This window comes from bacterium (assembly GCA_021108215.1).
Lineage (GTDB): Bacteria > Oederibacteriota > JAAXVQ01 > JAAXVQ01 > JAUVAV01 > JAIORK01.
Genome location: JAIORK010000031.1, coordinates 25761 through 46281, shown reverse-complemented (window position 1 = coordinate 46281; position 20521 = coordinate 25761). Strand labels below are relative to the sequence as shown.

The 20521-nt window shown below is 44.3% G+C and carries 20 protein-coding genes, 1 riboswitch and 1 other annotated feature; of the genes, 19 read left to right on the top strand and 1 reads right to left on the bottom strand.

Going from position 1 to position 20521, the window contains the following annotated elements:
- The 18 genes from K8S19_06795 to pheS form a co-directional block, all read left to right on the top strand.
- Nucleotides 1-2563: DUF4815 domain-containing protein (locus K8S19_06795; GenBank protein ID MCD4813383.1), on the top strand; the 2563-nt coding region annotated here is incomplete at its 5' end.
- Between the two features lie 34 nt (nucleotides 2564-2597).
- A complete protein-coding gene (locus K8S19_06790) occupies nucleotides 2598-3839 on the top strand; it encodes a UPF0164 family protein (GenBank protein MCD4813382.1) in 1242 nt (413 codons plus the stop codon).
- Between the two features lie 55 nt (nucleotides 3840-3894).
- Nucleotides 3895-7035: a tetratricopeptide repeat protein gene (locus K8S19_06785; GenBank protein ID MCD4813381.1), complete on the top strand. Its 3141-nt coding sequence runs from the start codon at nucleotides 3895-3897 to the stop codon at nucleotides 7033-7035.
- Nucleotides 7036-7064: 29 nt separating this feature from the next.
- Nucleotides 7065-7715, top strand: a complete 651-nt coding sequence (locus K8S19_06780) for a MotA/TolQ/ExbB proton channel family protein (GenBank protein MCD4813380.1) — start codon at nucleotides 7065-7067, stop codon at nucleotides 7713-7715.
- Nucleotides 7716-7760: 45 nt separating this feature from the next.
- Complete coding sequence (locus K8S19_06775; GenBank protein ID MCD4813379.1) at nucleotides 7761-8210, top strand: biopolymer transporter ExbD; 450 nt, start codon at nucleotides 7761-7763, stop codon at nucleotides 8208-8210.
- Nucleotides 8211-8232: 22 nt separating this feature from the next.
- Nucleotides 8233-8634 carry a biopolymer transporter ExbD gene (locus K8S19_06770; GenBank protein MCD4813378.1) on the top strand — a complete coding sequence of 134 codons (402 nt, stop codon included), beginning with the start codon at nucleotides 8233-8235 and terminating at the stop codon, nucleotides 8632-8634.
- Nucleotides 8635-8637: 3 nt separating this feature from the next.
- The gene (locus K8S19_06765) at nucleotides 8638-9678 is read left to right on the top strand and encodes an energy transducer TonB (GenBank protein MCD4813377.1); all 1041 of its coding nucleotides are present in this window, start codon (nucleotides 8638-8640) and stop codon (nucleotides 9676-9678) included.
- Nucleotides 9679-9683: 5 nt separating this feature from the next.
- Complete coding sequence (locus K8S19_06760; GenBank protein MCD4813376.1) at nucleotides 9684-10619, top strand: hypothetical protein; 936 nt, start codon at nucleotides 9684-9686, stop codon at nucleotides 10617-10619.
- 6 nt (nucleotides 10620-10625) lie between these two features.
- Nucleotides 10626-10746: riboswitch (FMN riboswitch) on the top strand.
- Between the two features lie 52 nt (nucleotides 10747-10798).
- A complete protein-coding gene (gene ribD, locus K8S19_06755; GenBank protein MCD4813375.1) occupies nucleotides 10799-11920 on the top strand; it encodes a bifunctional diaminohydroxyphosphoribosylaminopyrimidine deaminase/5-amino-6-(5-phosphoribosylamino)uracil reductase RibD in 1122 nt (373 codons plus the stop codon).
- A gap of 5 nt (nucleotides 11921-11925) precedes the next feature.
- Nucleotides 11926-12573, top strand: a complete 648-nt coding sequence (locus K8S19_06750; GenBank protein ID MCD4813374.1) for a riboflavin synthase — start codon at nucleotides 11926-11928, stop codon at nucleotides 12571-12573.
- A 27-nt stretch (nucleotides 12574-12600) separates the two neighbouring features.
- Entirely contained in the window at nucleotides 12601-13803 is a 1203-nt protein-coding gene (locus tag K8S19_06745; GenBank protein ID MCD4813373.1) for a bifunctional 3,4-dihydroxy-2-butanone-4-phosphate synthase/GTP cyclohydrolase II, read from the top strand.
- Nucleotides 13804-13891: 88 nt separating this feature from the next.
- Complete coding sequence (ribE, locus tag K8S19_06740; protein ID MCD4813372.1) at nucleotides 13892-14362, top strand: 6,7-dimethyl-8-ribityllumazine synthase; 471 nt, start codon at nucleotides 13892-13894, stop codon at nucleotides 14360-14362.
- 2 nt (nucleotides 14363-14364) lie between these two features.
- Nucleotides 14365-14769: a transcription antitermination factor NusB gene (nusB, locus tag K8S19_06735; GenBank protein ID MCD4813371.1), complete on the top strand. Its 405-nt coding sequence runs from the start codon at nucleotides 14365-14367 to the stop codon at nucleotides 14767-14769.
- A gap of 58 nt (nucleotides 14770-14827) precedes the next feature.
- Nucleotides 14828-14961, top strand: a sequence feature (ribosomal protein L20 leader region).
- Nucleotides 14930-15523, top strand: a complete 594-nt coding sequence (infC, locus tag K8S19_06730; protein MCD4813370.1) for a translation initiation factor IF-3 — start codon at nucleotides 14930-14932, stop codon at nucleotides 15521-15523. Its footprint overlaps the feature before it by 32 nt.
- Nucleotides 15524-15652: 129 nt before the next feature.
- The gene (gene rpmI, locus K8S19_06725; GenBank protein MCD4813369.1) at nucleotides 15653-15850 is read left to right on the top strand and encodes a 50S ribosomal protein L35; all 198 of its coding nucleotides are present in this window, start codon (nucleotides 15653-15655) and stop codon (nucleotides 15848-15850) included.
- A gap of 44 nt (nucleotides 15851-15894) precedes the next feature.
- Nucleotides 15895-16254: a 50S ribosomal protein L20 gene (gene rplT / locus K8S19_06720; GenBank protein ID MCD4813368.1), complete on the top strand. Its 360-nt coding sequence runs from the start codon at nucleotides 15895-15897 to the stop codon at nucleotides 16252-16254.
- A gap of 171 nt (nucleotides 16255-16425) precedes the next feature.
- Entirely contained in the window at nucleotides 16426-17202 is a 777-nt protein-coding gene (locus K8S19_06715; GenBank protein ID MCD4813367.1) for an RNA methyltransferase, read from the top strand.
- Nucleotides 17203-17204: 2 nt separating this feature from the next.
- Nucleotides 17205-18218 (top strand): phenylalanine--tRNA ligase subunit alpha, encoded by a 1014-nt coding sequence (pheS, locus tag K8S19_06710; GenBank protein ID MCD4813366.1) that lies wholly within the window; start codon nucleotides 17205-17207, stop codon nucleotides 18216-18218.
- A gap of 112 nt (nucleotides 18219-18330) precedes the next feature.
- On the opposite strand, the gene K8S19_06705 is transcribed toward pheS, so the two are convergent.
- On the bottom strand, nucleotides 18331-18819 hold the full coding sequence (locus K8S19_06705) for a CvpA family protein (protein ID MCD4813365.1): 489 nt from the start codon (nucleotides 18817-18819) through the stop codon (nucleotides 18331-18333).
- Nucleotides 18820-19179: 360 nt separating this feature from the next.
- Between K8S19_06705 and K8S19_06700 the strand changes: the two genes are divergently transcribed.
- A complete protein-coding gene (locus K8S19_06700; GenBank protein ID MCD4813364.1) occupies nucleotides 19180-20382 on the top strand; it encodes a hypothetical protein in 1203 nt (400 codons plus the stop codon).
- Nucleotides 20383-20521: the final 139 nt, after the last annotated feature.

The window sequence follows — 20521 nt, the reverse complement described above, 5'->3', positions numbered from 1 at the left end:
TGGCATTAATGGCTATCAGACATTGACGGTGGCCAATCTGGATAATGGCAGTGTGACCTCCTTTACATTGGGTGGCGGCGGTAATCCCCCGATCAATGTGCGGCACAATGATCAGATACGTCAGTTTCAGGTGGATATGGATACCTCGGCCAAAACTGCCGGTGTGGCTTTTTCGGTAACTGTGACTGCCCAGGATGGATATGGCAACACCATGGACAACCGCAATACAGCCTCAGCCTTCCCGGCGTCGAATAATGTTAATTTAAGCTCAGGTTCAGGGACTAATACATTATACCCAACCGTGATTCAGTTGCCCAGCGGGACGTATGGCGGCGTTGGTTATCCCAGCTTGACATTGTACAAAGAATATATTGGCAACAGTATTACGGCAACATTTAGTGATACTGAGGGAACCCATGGCGGAACTTCATCCGCATCCAATGTCAATGCCAATAGTTTCGCGCGATTGATACCGGTTGTTCCTTCCATGGATATTAATGGCGGCGGTGTCTATAGCACACCGAGTCCGGGTGCCGGATTTGTCGGGTATTCCGGTTCGCCGGGAACACAAAATGCAGGAACGCCGATTGCTTCTTTCAGAGTGTATGCCTGCGATACTTATGGTAATGTCACGGAAGGGGCGGTGGACTGGGTTTATGTAAAAACCACCGATCGCTTCGCCTCTATTCCCACACCGGTACAGATAAACTGGACCAGCGGTTATGCCGAGTTCAATGGATCGCAGGCATTTGCTTTCCATCAGGCGGCTGACGCAGATATTAGCAACACACCGTTTATCATTACAGCCTATGACGTGATTGAGACTACCCAATCGCTGACCCGTGCCAATGGTTCAACATTGGATGCGTTGGGAACTACGAATGTTATTGATATTATCAAGGTGCATGATGGCAGTGCTGTCTATGTGAAAAACTGGGATTATCAGCAAAATGGTGATTCCATCGAGTGGCTGGGAAGAGATGCGCCTGCAGGTGGTGCGGGTTTTACTGCGCATTGGGTTTATTCCAATCCGGCCGGTATTTCGACCGGTACCACACCGGGTATTTATGTTAATCCGGCGTCAGTGTACGGCTTGGTCACGGTGGCACCCGGACAGATATTGGTGGAAGGCAGCGGCAATTCCCTTATGGCCAGCGGTATCGGCGGTGTTACATCAGGCGGTTGGTACAGTGGTGTAACCTTGACCGAGCCGTCCGGTGATGTGGAAAATTCTCTGCTGGCAGATCCGGAAATTTCCGGTGCCGCTTTTGGTGTGACTGTCTATCCGGTTGATCGTTTTGGCAATCAGGTAGAGAGTATTGTGGATGATTTTGAAGTGCGGACAAATTCTGAAAGTGATCCACTGGGGGTACCGAATGTTTCCTCACCCATTGTAAGCGCATTGGTGCTGGACGCTTTTAATTATGCTTCCGCATGGGTGGAAGCAACTTTGTATACTCTGGGCCAATTGACCATCTATCCCTGGGATACCACCAATGGTACATTAAATCACAATCAGGAATCCCGTTCGGATGTCCAAATTGTTTCCTATGGTCAGACCTATTTCAAAGTATGGGTCAACGGGGTTGAGCAGCCTGGGCCGGTTACGGTAGCAGCTGCGCCGGACCAGTTTACAGCTCTGGTGGAAGTACGCGATGATACTTCACATAAAGTGGTGAGGACCGCCAATGTTAATTTCCAGATTCAGGCGGTCACTAATCAATCAACCAATGCTGCGGGAAGCGGTGTTTTGAATGTTACATTCGGCCAGACCATCGGCGGTGTGCTTGAAATACCCAACCAGACCTATACAGCAGCGGAGACCATTTATCTGCGGATCAGTGAGGCCGGCGGTGCGGATCGTCCTACGTATGCGTATTCTCCTGAGGTTAGAGTAGGTGCTTCAGGTGCAGATCATATTGTTATGGATTCAAATGCCACGGTGCTCCCGCAAGAAGGCGGCATCGTTCGCTATCAAATGCAAGCCAATCAGAATGGGGCTGTGAATGCACATGTTTATGATGTGAATAACAATGCGATCGTAGGCGTCAATGTCTATTTCCGGATTATCGAGGAGACTGCCAGTGATCTGGACGGTGGCGCGGCCCAGCCGATTCTTACGACCTCGGATTCCAGCGGCACCGCAACAGTCACATTTACTGCCGGGGCGCGAAATGAACGTAATACGATTGAAGCGACAACCAATACTTCGGGGGCGGCTGTGACCGGACGCATGTATATGGACGTGACAGTCACAGAGGACGGTGGCGTTTATCCAAATCCATGCAATCCCTTACGCCCTGATCAATGGGCGAATATTGACTATCGCCTTGACCAGGATGCACCTGTAAAGATTGCCATCTATACGTTGATGGGGGATTTGGTTTGGCATGATGAATACGCTTCTGGAGCCAATGGCGGCTATGCCGGTGTCAACTCGATTCGTTGGAACGGAAAAAATGACAACGGCGTCACAATTGCCAATGGCGGATATATCTGCGTGATCAAAGCAAATGACAATGAAAAATATCGTTTTAAAATTGGTGTCTATAAAGAACAATAATTGAGTTTATTCCGAGAAAGCGGGTGAGCTACACATGAAAAAAAGTATTCTGATAGCAATGTCCCTGGTAGCCTTGACGGGATTTGGTCAAATCACATCAGCCGGTACGGGGGATCACGGATTACCGGGGGAGTACTTGACCTATGATATTGGTGCCCGTGCAGCTGGTATGGGTGGTGCCATGTCGGGGTTGGCTGATGATGTGACCGCGATTTTTTACAATCCGGCCGGTTTGGCAACCCAAAACCCCATTCAGGTGGGTGTCCAGCATGTGATCCTTTTTGAGGATACCATGTTTGATTTCCTGGGGTTTTCCATGCCGATTGTAGATGTGGGTCATATTGGTGTCGGTATTATCATGTTGCATTCATCCGGGTTTAACGTGGTCGATGAAACCTATACACCTCTGAATATTTCGGATTCCATTTCCCAAGGTTCGGTTTATCTTAGTTACGCCCGGGATATTATTCCTGGATTTTCTGCGGGTGCGAATGTTAAGGTTGCTTATGAAGATATTTTTGGCCACACCGGGACAGGCGTCGGCATTGATTTGGGTGGCTTGTACAGTCCGATACCGGAAATGCAGGTTGGTATTTACGTGAATAACGCATTAACACCTAATGTGCTCGGCGATATGTATTTCACCAATGTGGTTTTGGGTATTGCCGGGAAACTGTTTAATGATGATTTGCTGCTTGATCTGGATGTAAGCAAATCATTGGGCAACCAGGGGTTTAAGTGGGAGGTGGGCGGCGAACTGGATGTTTATGAAGATATGGCGTTTGTCCGTGCCGGTTTGAATGATGAATTAAAAGTTCATTTGGGATTGGGTGGAAAATATATAAACATCACCTTGGATTATGCCATCAGTATTGAGGATCTCGGGTTGGCGCATAAAATATCTGCAGGGTATTCCATGGGTGGATTTGAAATGAACATCAAAGCGACTCCAAAGATTTTTTCGCCTGTTGGTATCAAAAAAATTACGACTTTTGCAGTCCGCGCGGTGTCGAAATATCCAGTGATTGAGTGGGAAATGAACATTAAGGATCAAAACGGTGATATCGTTCGTTCTTATTCCGGGGAAGAAAATCCTCCGAACCAGATTGCTTGGAATGGCAAGGACGATCGTGGATTGCCGGCACCGGATGGTAATTTTAGTGCGCAATTGATTATTACAGATACAAACGGAAAAATTATTAAGTCAAATTTTGAGTCAGTCAAAATTCAAAGTGCTGTTCCACTTGGCGGCGAAGGCGGACTTGAACTTGACTAAATCAAAGGCTCCTTCCCGGGGCAATGAATCTAAATGTATACAAAGGGGTCTTACCATGTTTGGTAAAGCTAAAGGATTGTTTGTTGTCCTAGTTGGACTGATGCTGGTTTTTTTCTCCGGATTAGCGGCGGTTGCCGAGGATTTGGAAAAAGAGAAAATGGCCAAGGAGGCTTGGCAGCAAGCGTTTGATTCCACGGTGGTTGATCTGGAAGATACAGCGTTGCCTAAGATGTGGCAGGATTTTTACAAAAAATATAACCGGATGGATAATGCCGCCCGCGCCTTTTATATGGTGGCCGAGACGCAATTTCAACAACGTTTTTATGATAAGGCATTAAAATCCTATCAAGAATTTTTAAAAAAACATCCCAATGAACCTTACGCTGATTCGGCTGCCTACCGTATCGGCGAATGTGCGTATAATCAAAAAGATTATAAAATGGCCGTTTTTCACTGGGATAAATTTATGCAAAAGTATCCGCGGTCTTTTTTAAAAGCGGAGGCCTACTATGGCAAGATCCTTTGTTATATTGCGCGGAAAAAATGGCGAAATGCATCAAAGTCGATTAATGAATTAACCCGGCGTTTTCCGCATTATCGTAAAGAAAAGAAGGTTAAATTACCCCTGGGATTGGTTTATTTTCATAACCGTCAATACAATCAGGCATTGCAATACTTTAGCAGCGTTGACGGTGATATGGCGTTGTATTTTGTCGGGCGTTGTCAGGAGCATCTGGGGCGTTTTTTACCGGCGGCGGCAAATTATAAAAAAATCCTGGAAAAATATCCTGACTCCAACTATCTGCTGGATGCCGCCTATAGTAAGGCGGATTCATACTACAAAGGGAAAAATTACTCGGTTGCGGTTAAGGAATTCCGGGGTTTCTTGCGGGATTATCCGCAATCCAAATATCGTGCCTATGCACTGTATAAAATAGCGGTTTGCCAAATCCGCCAAGATGATTTCACAGCTGCTTTAAAAAATTTAAACACATTGATTTCTGAAAATGGACGGTCCACCTTGGTGGCCAATACGCTTTATATCAAGGGTGAATGCCTCCGCCAAATGGGAAATAGGCAAGAAGCAATCCAAACGTACAATCAAGTTAGTAATGATTATCCGAATATGTATGTATCCGGCAGCGCTAAATTCAAGGCGGGTTGGACACTTTTGAAAATGGACCGTTCCAAAGAGGCCTTGAAAACATTTAGAGAGTTTTTGACAACCTATCCGATTCATGAAAATGTTCAATTGGCCACTTATTTACTTGGGAATAGTTATTTTAAGCAAGAACGTTATGTGCAGGCAATTCCGATTTATCAGAGTATTTTGATGAAGTATAAATATTCCGATGTTTCCGATGCTGCGCTGGCGGCCTTACAAATGGCCTATTATATTCCCGAACAGTATGAGCAACTTATTTCCACCACGCATTATATTCTCAAAGTGCTGGCGGCAAATTTTCCGCCTTCAAAGAGCACATGGCGTTCTCTCTCGTATTTTTACCTTGGGGAGGCGTATTTTCATATGAATATGTATTCGCAGGCTGCAGGACAGTATAAAAAAATAGTGGAGAATTTTTCCGATTCACCGATATTGCATTGGTCCAAATTGGGGCTGGCATATAGTTTGTTTGAAGAGGGAAAGTTTAAAGAGTCCCGGCGTACTGCCAAGGACCTGGAAGAATCAGAGGATGCACCGGCTAAGTTAAAAACGTTTGCGACGCTGATGGTAGCGCACAATCTTTTTAATCGAAAAAAATATGAAGATGCCATTGTTAAATACGAAACGTTTGCAAAACTAAATCCCAAAATGAAAGAAGCCGGGGATGCCTATTTTTATGCCGGGCAGGCTTACTTTCAGTTGGAATATTATGCCAATGCGATTGATGCCTGGCAACGTGTTGTTACCTATTTTAGAAAAAGTGAAAAAGCGCCTGAGGCGGCATACAAAATGGCGGATACGTTTTTTAAAGCTCAAAAATATGAACAAGCCATCGCTGCATACAAAATGCTGGAAGAGTGGCCTGAAGAGAGCAATCCCCATCGTAAGGAAATGCAACTGCATATCGCCCAATGCTACTACAATGCGAAAATGGATAACAAGGCCATAGCAGCCTATAAGAAGTTCATTAATGATTATCCGGAGGATCCGAAGGTAAAAACGGCCATGGAAGGCATCCAAATGAGTTTTTACCGCAAAGGCGCCTCAGCAGATGCGGTGCCGCAGTTGATGGAGTTTGTTACCAATTTCCCCAATAGCCGTTTGGCGGTTGATGCACTTTACCGAGTGGCGGAAATTTATTATCAGGAAAAAAATCTTGAGCAAACCATTGCTACTTTTCAACAAGTGATTGCTGATTATCCGGAAAGTACCATGCTTCCCAACGCACAATATTATATTGCCATTTGTCATGAAGGGCTGGGGAAACGGGCAAAGGCCATTCGCAGTTATCAGGCATTTATCAGAAATTTTTCGACCCATGAACTTGTAGAAGATGTCCGCTTTCGTCTGGGGTCGGCCTATTTTGCCAAAGAAGATTATGAAGCCTCTATTGTTGCTTATCGGGACATTGTTGATTTGCACGGAGATTCTGAATATGCCGCCAATGCAATGTACAATATCGCCCTGGGGTATAAGCGGTTAAAAAAATGGCGGCAAGCAATTGAAACCTATACTGAATTTTATAAAAAATATCCGGAGGACCCCAAGGCCAAAGAGAGTCTGATGCAGATTGCGAGTACGTACCGGGATGAGAAACGTTTTCCGTCGGCAATCAAAATTTATGAAGAAATGGCAGGCAAAAAGGAATTTGCAGATCAAAAAGGGGAACTTTTGTACTCGATCGCTGATGCCTATTTACAAATGGAAAGCAAGGAAGAAGCTGCCAAAGCGTTTGAAAGGATGCGGGCGTTGCGGCCGAAGAGTGATGTTTATCGCTTGACGGCATTGGCCAAACTGGGTACCCTTTACGAAGACCTGCAAAAATGGGGAAATGCGTACGATATTTATAGTGATTTGGCGACTTCCGGTGGAAAACCGGAATGGACGGAAGCGGCTAAAAGTCGTGTTTCAATCATAAAACTTGAGCATAAAGCTGATGTTGATGCTTTTTTACAGCAAAACACCAATAAGAAAAAGGCACCGAAGTCGACTAAAAAATCGGGTTCTAAATCAAAAAAGAAAAAAAAGTAGTAAAAAAAAATAGTAATTAGGAGGAACATATGGATCTCGGAAATCTGGATTTTATTGAAATATTTAGGAGCAGTTTTACACTGATGATTCTTTTGGTCTGCTCAATTTTGGCCGTAGCGTTTATGATAGAAAGATTTTTATTTTATCGTCGTGCCAAAGTGGACTCGACCCGTTTTTTATCGAAAATTAAGATGTCTATGGAAAGTGACAATTTTCAGGAGGCCATTTCCACCTGTGAGCGCGATCGGAGTCCGGTTGCGGCGGTTTTGCGTGTCGGCCTGCTTAATCGTGAATTGCCGTATCACCAACTGGACGAGCTGATGATGGCAACACGCGAAGAGGAGAGAGTCAAACTGGAACGTTATCTGGGAGTGTTGGGGACGTTGGGAAATTCATCACCTTTTATTGGTTTGTTCGGGACAGTTGTCGGCATCATTAAAGCGTTTCATGATCTGGCGGCTTCCGGTTCAGGGGGACCAACGGTTGTCGCGGCTGGTATTGCGGAAGCGTTGGTTGCCACAGCGGCAGGGCTCGCAGTCGCGATTCCCTGCGTTATGGTTTTTAATGCTTATATGAGAAAAGTTAAGAATATAGCGGTTGAGATGGAATCTGTTTCGAAAAAATTCTTGATTTTACTTACGAATAAAGATATCGAAACAGCGGGAGCCAGAAAAAAATAAGTAAGCCATAAAAGGCTAGGCCAATCAATGCGGGGGTAGTGTGCCATGAGTATGGGTGGTGGCGGCGGAGATTCCATTACGGAAATTAATGTGACACCTTTGGTGGATGTGTGTTTGGTGTTGGTTATTATTTTTATGGTAACCGCACCCATGGCGATGCAGGCGGGTATTATTGTTGCCAGCAGCAAGGTAAATGCAGCTGAAGGGGAAGTTTCGCAGAATGAATCAGTCGCGGTGCGTATCACAGCGGAGAAAATATATTTGAATAAAAAAGTGGTTACATTGGAATCCTTGCCGGCATTGATGACAGCAAAGTTAAAGGTGAATAAAAAAAAGGTTGTTACCATCACCTCGGATGAAGATGTAAAACACGGTATTATCGTGCAGGTGTTGGATATATCGAAGCAAAGCGGTGCCGAGGGATTATCCATTATGCGTAAACCTGTAAAGGGTAAAGTTGATAAAAAAAAGAAAAAGCGTCGTCGTCGGCGCTAAGTGAACGGAAGGAGTAAACACCATGGGTGCTGCAGGTAGTGATGGACCGATTACAGAAATTAATGTAACGCCATTGGTGGATGTGTGTTTGGTGTTGGTTATTATTTTTATGGTAACCGCACCGCTTTTTAGTCAACCGGTCATGAAAGTGGAGTTACCAAAAGCGACAACGGATGAGGGTGAATCCACGGAAAATGTCACCATCACCATTGATCCTGATGAAAAGATTGCAGTCAATGCCAAGGAAGTTACTTTTGAAGAGTTAAAGCCGGAATTGAAGATGAAGCTGCAGGAAAGTGCCGAAAAATATGTGATTATTCGGGCAGACAATCTTACCAATCACGGTATTGTGTTAAAGGTTCTGGATATTGCCAAGGAGCTGGGTGCTAAAAAAATGGTATTTGCCACAGAGCATAAGGATTAAATAATGGGACGTATTCGAGTTATTATTGATGAGGAAGAAAAATTTGCAGCGGATTATAACATCCCTGGATTGACCAAAGGGGGGTTTGTTTCTCTGTTTTTACATGCTTCAGTCTTTTTTTTGGTTGCGATGGTATCACATCAGCAGCAAAAGGCTGAAGTTTTATTAACGGAAATATCCCTGGTTGATCAGATTATTCCGCTCCCTCCGGAAGAAGAAGCACTGTTGCCGCCGGTTCCCATGCAGCCGGAAGAAAAGAAAAATGTTTGGGATTTTCTTAAACAAGCGATCCCGATTAAGGTGGATCAGCAATTGGCAAATCAATTGCTGGTAGATCTTCCGAAGAAGGATGCGAAACCTGAAATGGCTGCCATGCCGGATGCTTTGAAACTGGGGAGTAAGAAAGACCTGGACAAACCTGCCATTGCAAATCAGCCGTTGGACCTGGTAGGTCGAAAGGCGGTTAAAGCACCGGCGGGAATGAATATTAATCCTTTGCAGATGAATAAAAAAAAGGATTCGCTGGCCAGTACGTCCAAATTGCCGTCGGGAATCAGACTTGGCAAAAAAAGCGGTTTTTTACCATCGAAGCAGGCACCGCTGGTGAATACACAACGATTTGCCAGACGAGCGAATCTGCAAGCACGCGGTGGCGGCTTGGCGGATATGCCGACAATAAAAAAACCGAAGGTAAAAAAGAAAGTTGATCTAAGTACCCAGAATTTTACGATTAAAAGGGAAAAAAACACATTTCAAATTTTTGGTGCTTTGAAGGACAGACCGCGTTTGCGGATATCCCTGCCGCGTTACCCGCGCTGGGCGGAAGAACAGGGAATTGAGTGTCAGGTTGGGTTGCATTTTTTTGTTTTGCCTGATGGGTCGGTGAAAAATAATGTGTATGTCGAGCAAAGTTCCGGGTATACTGAAATGGATCAAATATCCATGAAGGCTTTGCTGGGATTTAAATTTGCGCCACTCGGAAGCGGTGAGCGACAGGAAGAACAAGAAGGTGTTATCATTTTCTATTTCCGGTTATCGAGGTGAAAAGCATGAGTGGGCGGTTTCTAAAATTGGTTGTTATGTTTGTTATGGTAGTTGCTCTGGGGTTGGGAACAAGACTGATGGCCAAGGATGCCAAGGACGAATTGGCTGGCCCGCCTGAGAAAAAAACAGTGCAGAGTGCCGGTCAGGACCAAGATGTTGTTATCCGGGGTGTGCAGCGCTTGAAAGTGAAAGTTGAGAAGCCTGTACCGGATATTAGTTTTGATGTCGATGAAATAGCAATCCCCTATGTGAAAACAGAGGACAGTGTTTTGGATGTATCTCCGTCATCCATGGCATATCCGGCGGTTACAGTTCCGAGTCGATTAAATAGTGCTATTGCCGCTTCGCCACATATTCAGTTGTTCCGTAAACCGCCTATTTTGACGTTGAATCCCCGCTACAAAGGAAAAGTGGGTATTGCCAAATGGCGTCTGCGGATTACGGATAGTTTTGGTAATGTTTTTAAGGATTATTCGGGTAAGGGGAAGCTTCCCAAGAAGATTATTTGGGACGGCATGAGCAAGACACAACAAATGCTGGACGTAGGAACATCCTACTCGTATATTTTTTCGATTATTGATGTTGCTTCGAATCCGACGAGTCAGATGGGAAAACCCATTGTACTTGAATCCTTGATTTATGAGGAGAACACCGCGATTATCGCCAAAGTTGTTTCAGATGCCATCTTTGAAAAAAAGGGACGGAAGACGGTTATTAGCGATAAAGGGAAACTGTATTTGAAGGAAATTGGCGATCTATTAACAGTCAGACAGCGTTTTCCTCTTGTCATTGAGTCTTATTTCAAAGATGTCGATGATGCGAATTATAAAGGGGAAATCATTCAGGAGTATATTTCAAAATTATTGGTTGTACCAAAAAAACGTATTAAGATTATTGGTAAAAAATCACGTAGAAGTAAAATTGTTTTTAAACTAAAATAAATTTTATGAAGTCTTCGGGGCGGGGTGAGATTCTCCACCGGCGGTAAAGCCCGCGAATCCTGGTAACAGGATTGATCCGGTTCATTTCCGGAGCCGACCGTTAAAGTCGGGATGAGAGAAGACAATTGCGATCATTGGTCGTATTTAAACCCCGGAGTGTAATACACCGGGGTTTTTTTATGGGACTACAACAAGATTCAATATATATGCAGCAAGCCCATCAGTTGGCAACCAGGGGATTGGGGAAAACATGGCCAAATCCCTTGGTTGGCGCGGTTGTGGTTAAAAATGGCACGGTTGTAGGAAAAGGCTGGCATCGTCACTATGGTGGTCCGCATGCAGAAATTTTTGCTTTGCGGCAGGCAGGCGGCCAGGCCAAGGATGCGGTCCTGTACGTGAATTTAGAACCGTGCTCACATTATGGAAAAACACCGCCATGCGCTGAGGCGGTTATTCGATATGGCATTACACGTGTGGTATGTTCGATGAGGGATCCCCACAAAAAAGTCTCCGGCAGGGGGTTTAAAATATTGCGGCGTGCCGGAATTCGTGTGGAAATCGGTTTGATGAAAAAGGCAGCGGAAAATTTAAACCGGGTTTTTATTAAGCGGGTTACACAGCATCGCCCATTTGTCATTAATAAAATTGCCATGTCCTTGGATGGGAAAATTGCCTGTGTTAATGGTGCCTCGCGATGGGTATCCGGACGGCATTCAAGGCGTTATGCTCATCAATTGCGTGCGCTGGCAGATGTTATTGTGGTTGGCATGGGTACTGCAATCAAGGATGATCCACTTTTGACAATCCGGGATGCACTACCTAAACGGAATAAAATGCCGTTGCGCATTATTTTAGAAGGTCGGAGACGGGTGCCGCATGATTTGAGTATGTTTAAAGAAATTGGAAATCAGGATGTTATTATAGTGTCTGCGAAATCGAATCGTTCTTTACAATTGCGTGACAAGAGAATTGAACGGTGGCATATTCCCGGTTCGGATGGTCAGGTGGATTTGGATAAGCTCTTACTCAAACTGGGCGAAATGAAAATGAGTATCGTCATGGTTGAAGGCGGTGCTCAAACCCATGCAGCTTTTCTGGGATTGAAAAAACGGCGTAGTCAAATTCTTTGTGATGAAATGCATGTGATGTTGGCACCGAAAATTTTTGGTGGACATGCGGCGCCAGGTCCGGTAGGTGGTGTAGGTGTGAAATCCCCGGATAAAGCGGTTATCATGACAGAGATGATGTGGGAAAAAATGGGTGACGATATTTTAATCAAAGCATACCCGAGGAAGGAATAACGGAGATGTTTACCGGATTGATTGCTGAAAAGGGAATAATCAAACATGTGCGGAAAGAATCCGGTGTTCTGAAAATTGGAATCCAAGCACCGCAGCTTTGCGACCAAACTTTAAAAAAAGGTGATTCTGTTGCATTAAATGGTATTTGCCTGACGGTCGTTACTATCACGAAGGGGATTTTTGAAGTGCAGGCAATGCTTGAAACCATGCAAAAATCCACCCTGTCTGATTGGAAACCGGGCCGGTCGGTTAATCTTGAAAGAGCCATGTGTCTTACAGATCGGTTGGATGGACATCTGGTAAGCGGTCATGTGGATGGGGTTGGGGTGGTGGTTGATGTCAAACCGGAAGGCAGCGCAAAACGTATTCGGGTAAGCACTGAGAAAAAGTTAATAAGCTATATTGCCGAGAAAGGATCGGTAACGTTGGATGGCATTAGTTTGACGGTTGCATCAGTTGCATCAAACTGTATTTTTTCTGTTGCCGTGATTCCTCACACATTGGAGCATACTTCTTTGGGAATGATGCTGCCCGGTGGCAAAATAAATATTGAGGTGGACATTATCGCCAGGTATGTAGAACGGTTGCTGGTTTCGCGTGATTCTCGTGAAACCCTGACGATTGAGAAACTGGTTGAAAATGGATTTTTATGAAATGATGTGTAAACTGCGGAGGCAAGGATGAATATGATTAATGAAGCATTGCATGATATCAAAAAAGGAAAGATGGTTGTTGTCGTGGATGATGCATCGCGCGAAAACGAGGGTGACCTTCTCATGGCTGCTGAAAAGGTAACGGATAAGTCAGTCAATTTTATGGCAAAATATGGTCGCGGGCTCATTTGTGCTCCGATGCTCGGTGAACGTCTGGATATCCTGAATTTAGGGAGTATGGTAAGCGAAAATACGGATAGAATGCGAACGGCATTTACCGTTTCGGTTGATGCGAAGCACGGCACAACCACAGGTATTTCCGCCCATGATCGTGCCAAAACCATACAGGCTCTGATCCATAAAAAAACAACCCATGGTGATCTTGCAAAACCGGGGCATATTTTTCCACTCAGAGCACGTGATCATGGCGTTTTAGAACGTGCCGGGCATACCGAGGCAGCTGTTGATTTGGCAAGAATGGCCGGTTTGTATCCGGCAGGTGTTATTTGTGAAATTATGAATGAAGACGGCACGATGGCGCGGCTTCCTCAGCTGAAGCGATTTGTTGCAAAACACAAATTGAATATGATTACAATAGCGGATCTTATTAAATTACGGAGGAAAACCGAGCGTCTGATAACCCGTGTTGTTGAAACTAAATTGGCGACGCGCTGGGGACGATTTAAGCTTTTTGCCTATGAATCCACTGGGGAGAAGGGTCCGCATTTGGCTTTGGTCAAGGGCGACTTATTAAATCAGAAAAAGAAAATTCCATTGGTTCGTGTTCATTCGGAATGTTTAACCGGTGATGTTTTAGGGTCTTTACAGTGTGATTGCGGCGATCAGTTACATGCTGCCATGGAAATGATTGAGAAAAGTGGTTTGGGAGTTCTTTTATATATGCGTCAGGAGGGCAGAGGCATAGGCTTGGTTAACAAGCTCAAGGCATATCATTTGCAGCAGTCCCTTGGGCTCGATACAGTTGAAGCCAATGTAAGACTTGGATTTGCTCCTGATTTGCGGGATTATGGGACCGGTGCTCAAATTCTTGCGGATCTGGGATTAAAGCGATTGGCATTGCTGACAAATAATCCAAGAAAAATTGTCGGTTTGGAAGGGTATGGTTTGAAAATCACTCAACGGGTACATATTCAAGTAAAATGTACGAAAGAGAACATTAACTATATTAGAACCAAAAAAAATAAGCTAGGGCACTTTTTAGAAATTTAACATGTTAGCCGTGAATTACCCGGTTTTGACTGCGTGACATGTGCGGGGAAATTGAACAAAAAATTTCGCTTAAATTAAGGAGGAGACGATGAAAGTACATGAAGGGAAATTAATTGTAAAAGGGAAAAAATTTTTTATAATTGTGAGTCGTTTTAATGAATTTATTTCACAAAAATTGCTGGGTGGAGCAAAAGACGCCCTTACCCGTCATGGGGCGACTGAAGAAAACATTGAGATGGCCTGGGTACCTGGGGCCTTTGAAATTCCCTATTTGGCCAAAAAAGTGGCGGAAACAGGTAATTATGATGCAATTATTTGTTTGGGGGCTGTGATTCGCGGAAATACACCGCATTTTGATTTTGTGGCTTCTGAATCTGCGAAGGGAGTGGCTCAGGTTGCACTTTCAACAAACGTTCCGGTTATTTATGGTATTTTAACCACAGACACAATTGAACAGGCTGTTGAACGGGCCGGAACCAAATCCGGGAATAAGGGTTTTGATGCGGCCGTATCAGCAATTGAGATGGTGAATTTATATGAGGAGATTAAGAAGGTATAATTATGGGAAGAAGACGGCAATCACGAGAAATTGCATTTAAAATATTGTTTCAAGTCGATGTAGGACAGTTAAAGGCGGAAGATGTTATAACCTATTTTCTTGGACAACAAAAGGCGTCGGAACCGGTGAAAAGCTATGCAAAAATGATTGCCGGTGGTGTGGTAAGTGAACAAAAGGTGATTGATAAATTTATTCGTGAGAAAACACATAAGTGGGAGCTGGAGCGGATTGCCGCTGCGGATAGAAGTCTGCTTAGACTTGCGGTTTATGAGTTATTACGATGCCCGGATGTACCTAAAAATGTGGTGATTAATGAAGCCATAGAGCTTGCGAAAAAATTTAGCACACAAGAATCCAGTTCTTTTATAAACGGAATCCTTGATAAAATCATTCAGACCCGGGATTGAAAATATACTTGACAGAATGTCGGGGGAACAGTATAGTAATTTTTTAAAAATTAGGTGACGATCAAAGAAGAAGCATCCGCTTCTCGCCCGGCGACGCGCATTGTAAGGCTGTCAGCCAGGGCTTTATGCATGTTCAACAGGATAAAAATATCTTGAGCGGATGATTACTATCATCCGTTTTTTTATTATTACACAAATTGGAGGTGGAACTATTCCTGAACAGAGAATCAATGAGGAGATTAAAGCCCGAGAAGTGAGGGTTGTAAACAGCAATGGTGAGCAGTTGGGTGTTATGCCCTTGGCAGAGGCGTTAAAACTTGCAGAGGATCAGGATGAGGATTTGGTCGAGGTTTCTCCTGAAGCCAAACCACCGGTATGTAAGATATTTAACTTTGGAAAGTTCAAGTTTGAGCAGGGGAAAAAAGAGAAAGAAGCTAAAAAGCGCCAGCATACCATTCAGGTAAAAGAGATTAAATTTCGTCCAAAGATTGATTCGCATGACTATGAGACTAAAAAAGGTCATGTGCTGAGGTTTATTGAAGGGGGAAATAAAGTCAAAGTTACCATTATGTTTCGTGGTCGTGAAATGGACCATATTGATCTGGGTCGGAAAATTCTCGATCGTTTGGTGAAGGATCTTCAAGATAAGGTGGTGGTTGAATCCATGCCCAAGGTTGACGGACGTAATATGGTGATGATGGTGGCTCCCAAGCGTATTGATATACCTGCCAAGGTCGAAAAAAGAAAATCCTAGGCGAATACACGCGGACTGATGCAAGATTGAAATCTCATGCCGGTCGGGGCGTCAAGTATGGATATGATCAGATAAATTGTATATCATGTATATTAAGCCTGTGGAGTTTTAGGAAAGGAGAATGTTCAAATGCCGAAGTTGAAAACTAAGAAAAAGGCTGCGAAGCGTTTTCGTGTTACAAAAAACGGGAAAGTACTGGCAAAGGCGACCGGTCGTAGGCATCTTTTAAGTGATAAGGCACCTAAAAAGCTTCGCCAGATGCGTCAGACCATAGAAGTCAAGGGCAGGGTCGCCCAAAATATTAAGGCGGTTATGCCTTATTGTTAATGATTTGGATAATGATTGATTTATGAGAAGGGAGCTTTACGACTATGCCTAGAGTAAAAGGTGGCGTGACAACTCGCGCCCGTAAAAAGAAGGTTTTTAAGCGCGCGAAAGGGTATTGGGGTGCGAAGAAAAATCAGTTTCAGCTGGCCAATGAGCAGGTTCGTCACAGCTTAAAATATGCGACACGGGATCGTCGGACCAAGAAACGTGATTTTCGTGGTTTGTGGATCGCACGTATCAATGCAGCAGTGCGCGAATGTGGTTTGTCTTATTCACAGTTCATTAATGGGTTGAAAACCGCCGAAGTGACTATTGACCGCAAGGTTCTGGCGGAACTTGCCGTGACCGATGCCAAGGCTTTTACCGAGATTGCCGGTATCGCTAAACAGGCACTGGCAGCATAAAAATCCGCAGTACGCCGGGCCGGCAGTCTGTGGGTTTTTATCATGTATGGTGATAGTATCGCGCGCATTGATGAGTTTTCATCCGTCAATGCGCGTTTAATACGATAAGGAGCTTTTGTTCTGTCTACTTTGACTTCGATTTCAAAAAGACGTTTTGGTAAAATCCGGGCTTTGCATGTAAAAAAAGAACGTCAGGCCACAGGGTTGACTCTGTTGGAAGGTGAGCGCCTTGTCAGCGAAGCGTTGCACACCGGACTGTCTATGGAAGCGGCAGTCGGTACAGGTGATTTTTGGGCCCGACGTATGGATTTGGTGCATAAATTTTCTTCAAGTGGGATCCATACATCTTTGGTGTCTGAGAAGCAGATGGCGATGCTGACGCTTACTGAACACTCAGCTGGTGTGCTGGCTGTGGTATCATGTCCGGAAACCCCGTCTTCGCTTTTTTGGGAAAAAATCCAGCTAGATGATTTTTTTGGGTTGATGACAGTCGGCATTCAAGATCCTGGAAATCTCGGTACATTGATTCGGACGATGGCGGCTGCGGGTGGCAGCGGTGTTTGCTTAAGTCAGGGAAATACCGAAATTGGATCACCGAAAGTATTGCGTGCATCGGCAGGCGCGGTTTATCGGATACCGGTACTTGAGAAAGTTGACATGATGAATGCCATTTCACGTTTTCGTGAAGCGGGGATTCAGATAGTGGCATCGGTCGCGGATAAGGGGAAACCGTATACTGTTTTTGATTTCACCAAACCCACAGTAATCCTTGTGGGTAGTGAAGGGAAGGGTCTTCCTACAGAGGTGATTTCCGCCTGTACGGATATCGCGCAGATACCCATGCCCGGTGGGACGGAATCCCTGAATGTGTCGGCAGCAGGTGCGATATTGATTTATGAAACCGTCAGACAGCGTAGACTATCCCAGGCTATTTCACGGAGGAAATAGAAGTGAAGGTTCAACTGGAAGCTATCTATAACGAGACACACGCAGCGCTTGAGAATGAAAAAGACATAAAACAACTGGATGAAATTCGTATTCAAGTGCTGGGCCGAAAAGGACGCTTGACACAGTTGCTTCATGGGTTGAAGGATTTGTCCCCTGATCAAAGACGTGAAGCCGGCCAGGCGGCCAATGATATTAAAAATAAGCTTAACCAGTTGGTGGAAAAGAAAATTGATGAATTAAAACGCGCCGGCTGGATATCGGATACCCATCTTCGTCCTGATGCAACTTTGCCGGGACGGCCATCAGAAACGGGCCACCATCATATTCTTAATAAAACAATGGATGAAGTTATTTCAATTTTTACTCGAATGGGATTTGGGATAGCCGAAGGCCCGGAAGTTGAGACGGATTATTATAATTTTGAGGCAGTTAATTTTCCGGCAGACCATCCCTCGCGGGATGAGCATGATACTTTTTTCATCTCAGAAAAAACATTACTACGCACCCATACCACACCTGTTCAAATTCGTTATATGGAAGAACATAAACCGCCGATTCAAGTCGTGATACCAGGCAAAACATACCGTTTTGATGATGATGCATCTCACTCTCCCATGTTTCATCAAGTGGAAGGTTTGATGATTGATAAACATATTTCCTTTTGTGATTTAAAGGCTGTTCTAACGCTGTTTATTCATAGAATTTTTGAAGAAGACCTTGGTGTGCGTTTTCGACCCGGTTTTTTTCCGTTTACCGAGCCGTCGGCTGAGATTGACATCAATTGCGTAAAATGCCATGGCAAAGGGTGTTCGTTGTGTAAAGGGACGGGATGGATGGAGATTTTGGGTTCAGGCATGGTGCATCCCAGTGTGCTCCGCAACGGGGGAATTGACCCGAAAAAATATACCGGATTTGCGTTTGGGCTGGGTGTGGAAAGAATTGCCATGCTCAAGTATGGAATTGATAATATTCAAAATTTTTATGAGAATGATTTAAGATTTTTGCAGCAATTTTAAGCCTTAAAAAGCATTTTTGAAACCTCACAAAATACTATTAAGCCAAAAAAACAGAAAAAGAGCTTGCAATCCATCCGGAGTCGTTTTAAAGTTTAAAATCTTGTTGGGGATTTTATTTCATTTGTTTCCATCGCGGGAATTTTTCCAGGCCTTGTTGAATATACGGTCTGGCGGTTTTGACCAGAAAAGGTGCGAGAGTTGAATTTTTAATAACTTTCCAGTGATAATTTTTCGCCAGATTGTCAATGACTGTCATACTAATGATCAGCATACCCAGCATAAGCGTGATGGCCAGAGCGGCACCGAGCAAGTGATCGAGCCATTGCAAGCGAATGACTTCAAAAATTTTGGAAATAAGTCCAAAGGCGATGGAAAGGGTAATGGCGGCTGCAAGAAAAGCGGTTACCCAAGCCAGGGTATGCCCGACGGCAGCAGGCAGATCACGATAAAGGCCAATTAAATGAGGGTGGAAATGATTGCCGACCCAGATGCCGGCAATAAGTGAAATCACCATTCCGAATAGACTGATGGCGCGAAGCTTCCAACCGAAAAAGAAGCTGATTGCCAGACAAATGATTATAAAAATGTCGAGATAATTCATGTTTTTATCCTTGGAGTATTCTCCTGTCAAAGTGTTTGAAGGTGACAGGTGGTTATTAGATGGTGCATAACTCAAATGAACTTATAGTATCGTACAATTTGCGTAAGCGACTGTCAAGCCTGACGCGATTTCCATCTTGCATGCAAGTCGGCCTGCGCGTATACTTTTTAATAGAATTGATAGGATGACGCTTAAACCGGGTACAGTTTGTTTGAGAAACAAACTGTGGGACAGTAATATTTTTTTTACAGATTGCATCCAAGTCTCCCGGCCGGATGGGTAATTGAACTGTGGGACTTTTGTGGGTCGCCCGCTTTTTAGAGCAGGGGCATTGAATCCAAAGGATGAAGAGAGTGATTTATGGCGGATCAGGAAGAAAAACGGATTATTGTTAAGGTTGCCTATAATTATTTCCAGGAAGGTAAGTGGGATCGGGCGTTGTCTGAATATTTGAAGCTGATTGCCATCGATCCAATGGATTTTCTTGTGCATAATATGATGGCTGAAATTCATATCCGCAAAGATGACAAAAAAAAAGCGGTTAGTGAATTTCTTAAGGCGGCCAGCCTGCTCAGCGCAACCAATAATATAGAAAAAGCCATACATGCATATAAAAATATTGTGAAATTGGAACCTGACCATCAGGAATCCATTCAAAAAATTGAAACGTTGCTTCGCGCCCGCCTAATTGAAGTCGATGACTATGTTCGCCGGGGTTCTCTGAAAAATGCACTTGAGATATGCGAAAAACTTTCCATGCGATTGCCTGAAAACAATGCGGTTGAGTCTAAAATTACGGAAATAGAGGCATTGATTGAGAAACAGGAATCAGCAGCGCAAAATAGTGCATTATCCGTTGATTCCGGGGTGGTTGCTCAGCACGCCGCAGCCAAAGAGCACGACGACGCACTGAAAAATGAAGAAGTCGTGAAGAATCTTTTGGCCATGGCTGATCATTATGAGAAAAAGCAGGCTTGGGATGAGGCGGTTGAGACGTATATTACGGTTTTACGTTTTCAACCGGCCAATACGTTGGTTCAAAATAAACTTAAGCAACTCTACCGCCAGGTTACTCAAAAAGATAAATCCAATGAAGTGTGGTCGCGCATTTCCGATGAGCGTCAAAAGTCAATCGAACAAGCCAAGAGTTTGGCCAAAAATAATCCCAAGACGATGGATTCTTCGACATCTCAGTTGCTCGATCAGGCAGGAAGAAAAAATCCGGCAGCTGAAAAAGGTAAAAGTTTTGAAGAATTGGAAAAATTGCGCGTGAAAGCGGAGGAAAAACTTCGTTTGGCAGTAAAAGATCGGCGGGAACGGGATGAGCAAATAGCCTCGCGCGGCCCGGTAGTATCCGAAACACTGACTGCTAAGGATATGGAAGTTGATGCTGAGCGCGATCAAAATATTCAAGTTTTATTAACACAGGCACAAATGTATGTTCAGCAGAATATGTTAGTAGAGTCCATGCGTTTGGCGCAGAATATTTTAGAACTGGATCCGCAGAATAAAGAGGTCCGGAATGTCCTTAAAAAAATCTACGATAAGAAAGAACTCGGATAGTCCCTCTTTTTAGCATATCAGCGCGAATACGATGAGTGTCAAGTGTGGAGACAAGATGAAGACTTGGTCCCGACCGGAGTCGTATTGAACTTTTGGGACGCTTCGCGCCTGTGGATTTTCCTTTATTCGCAAAATCACT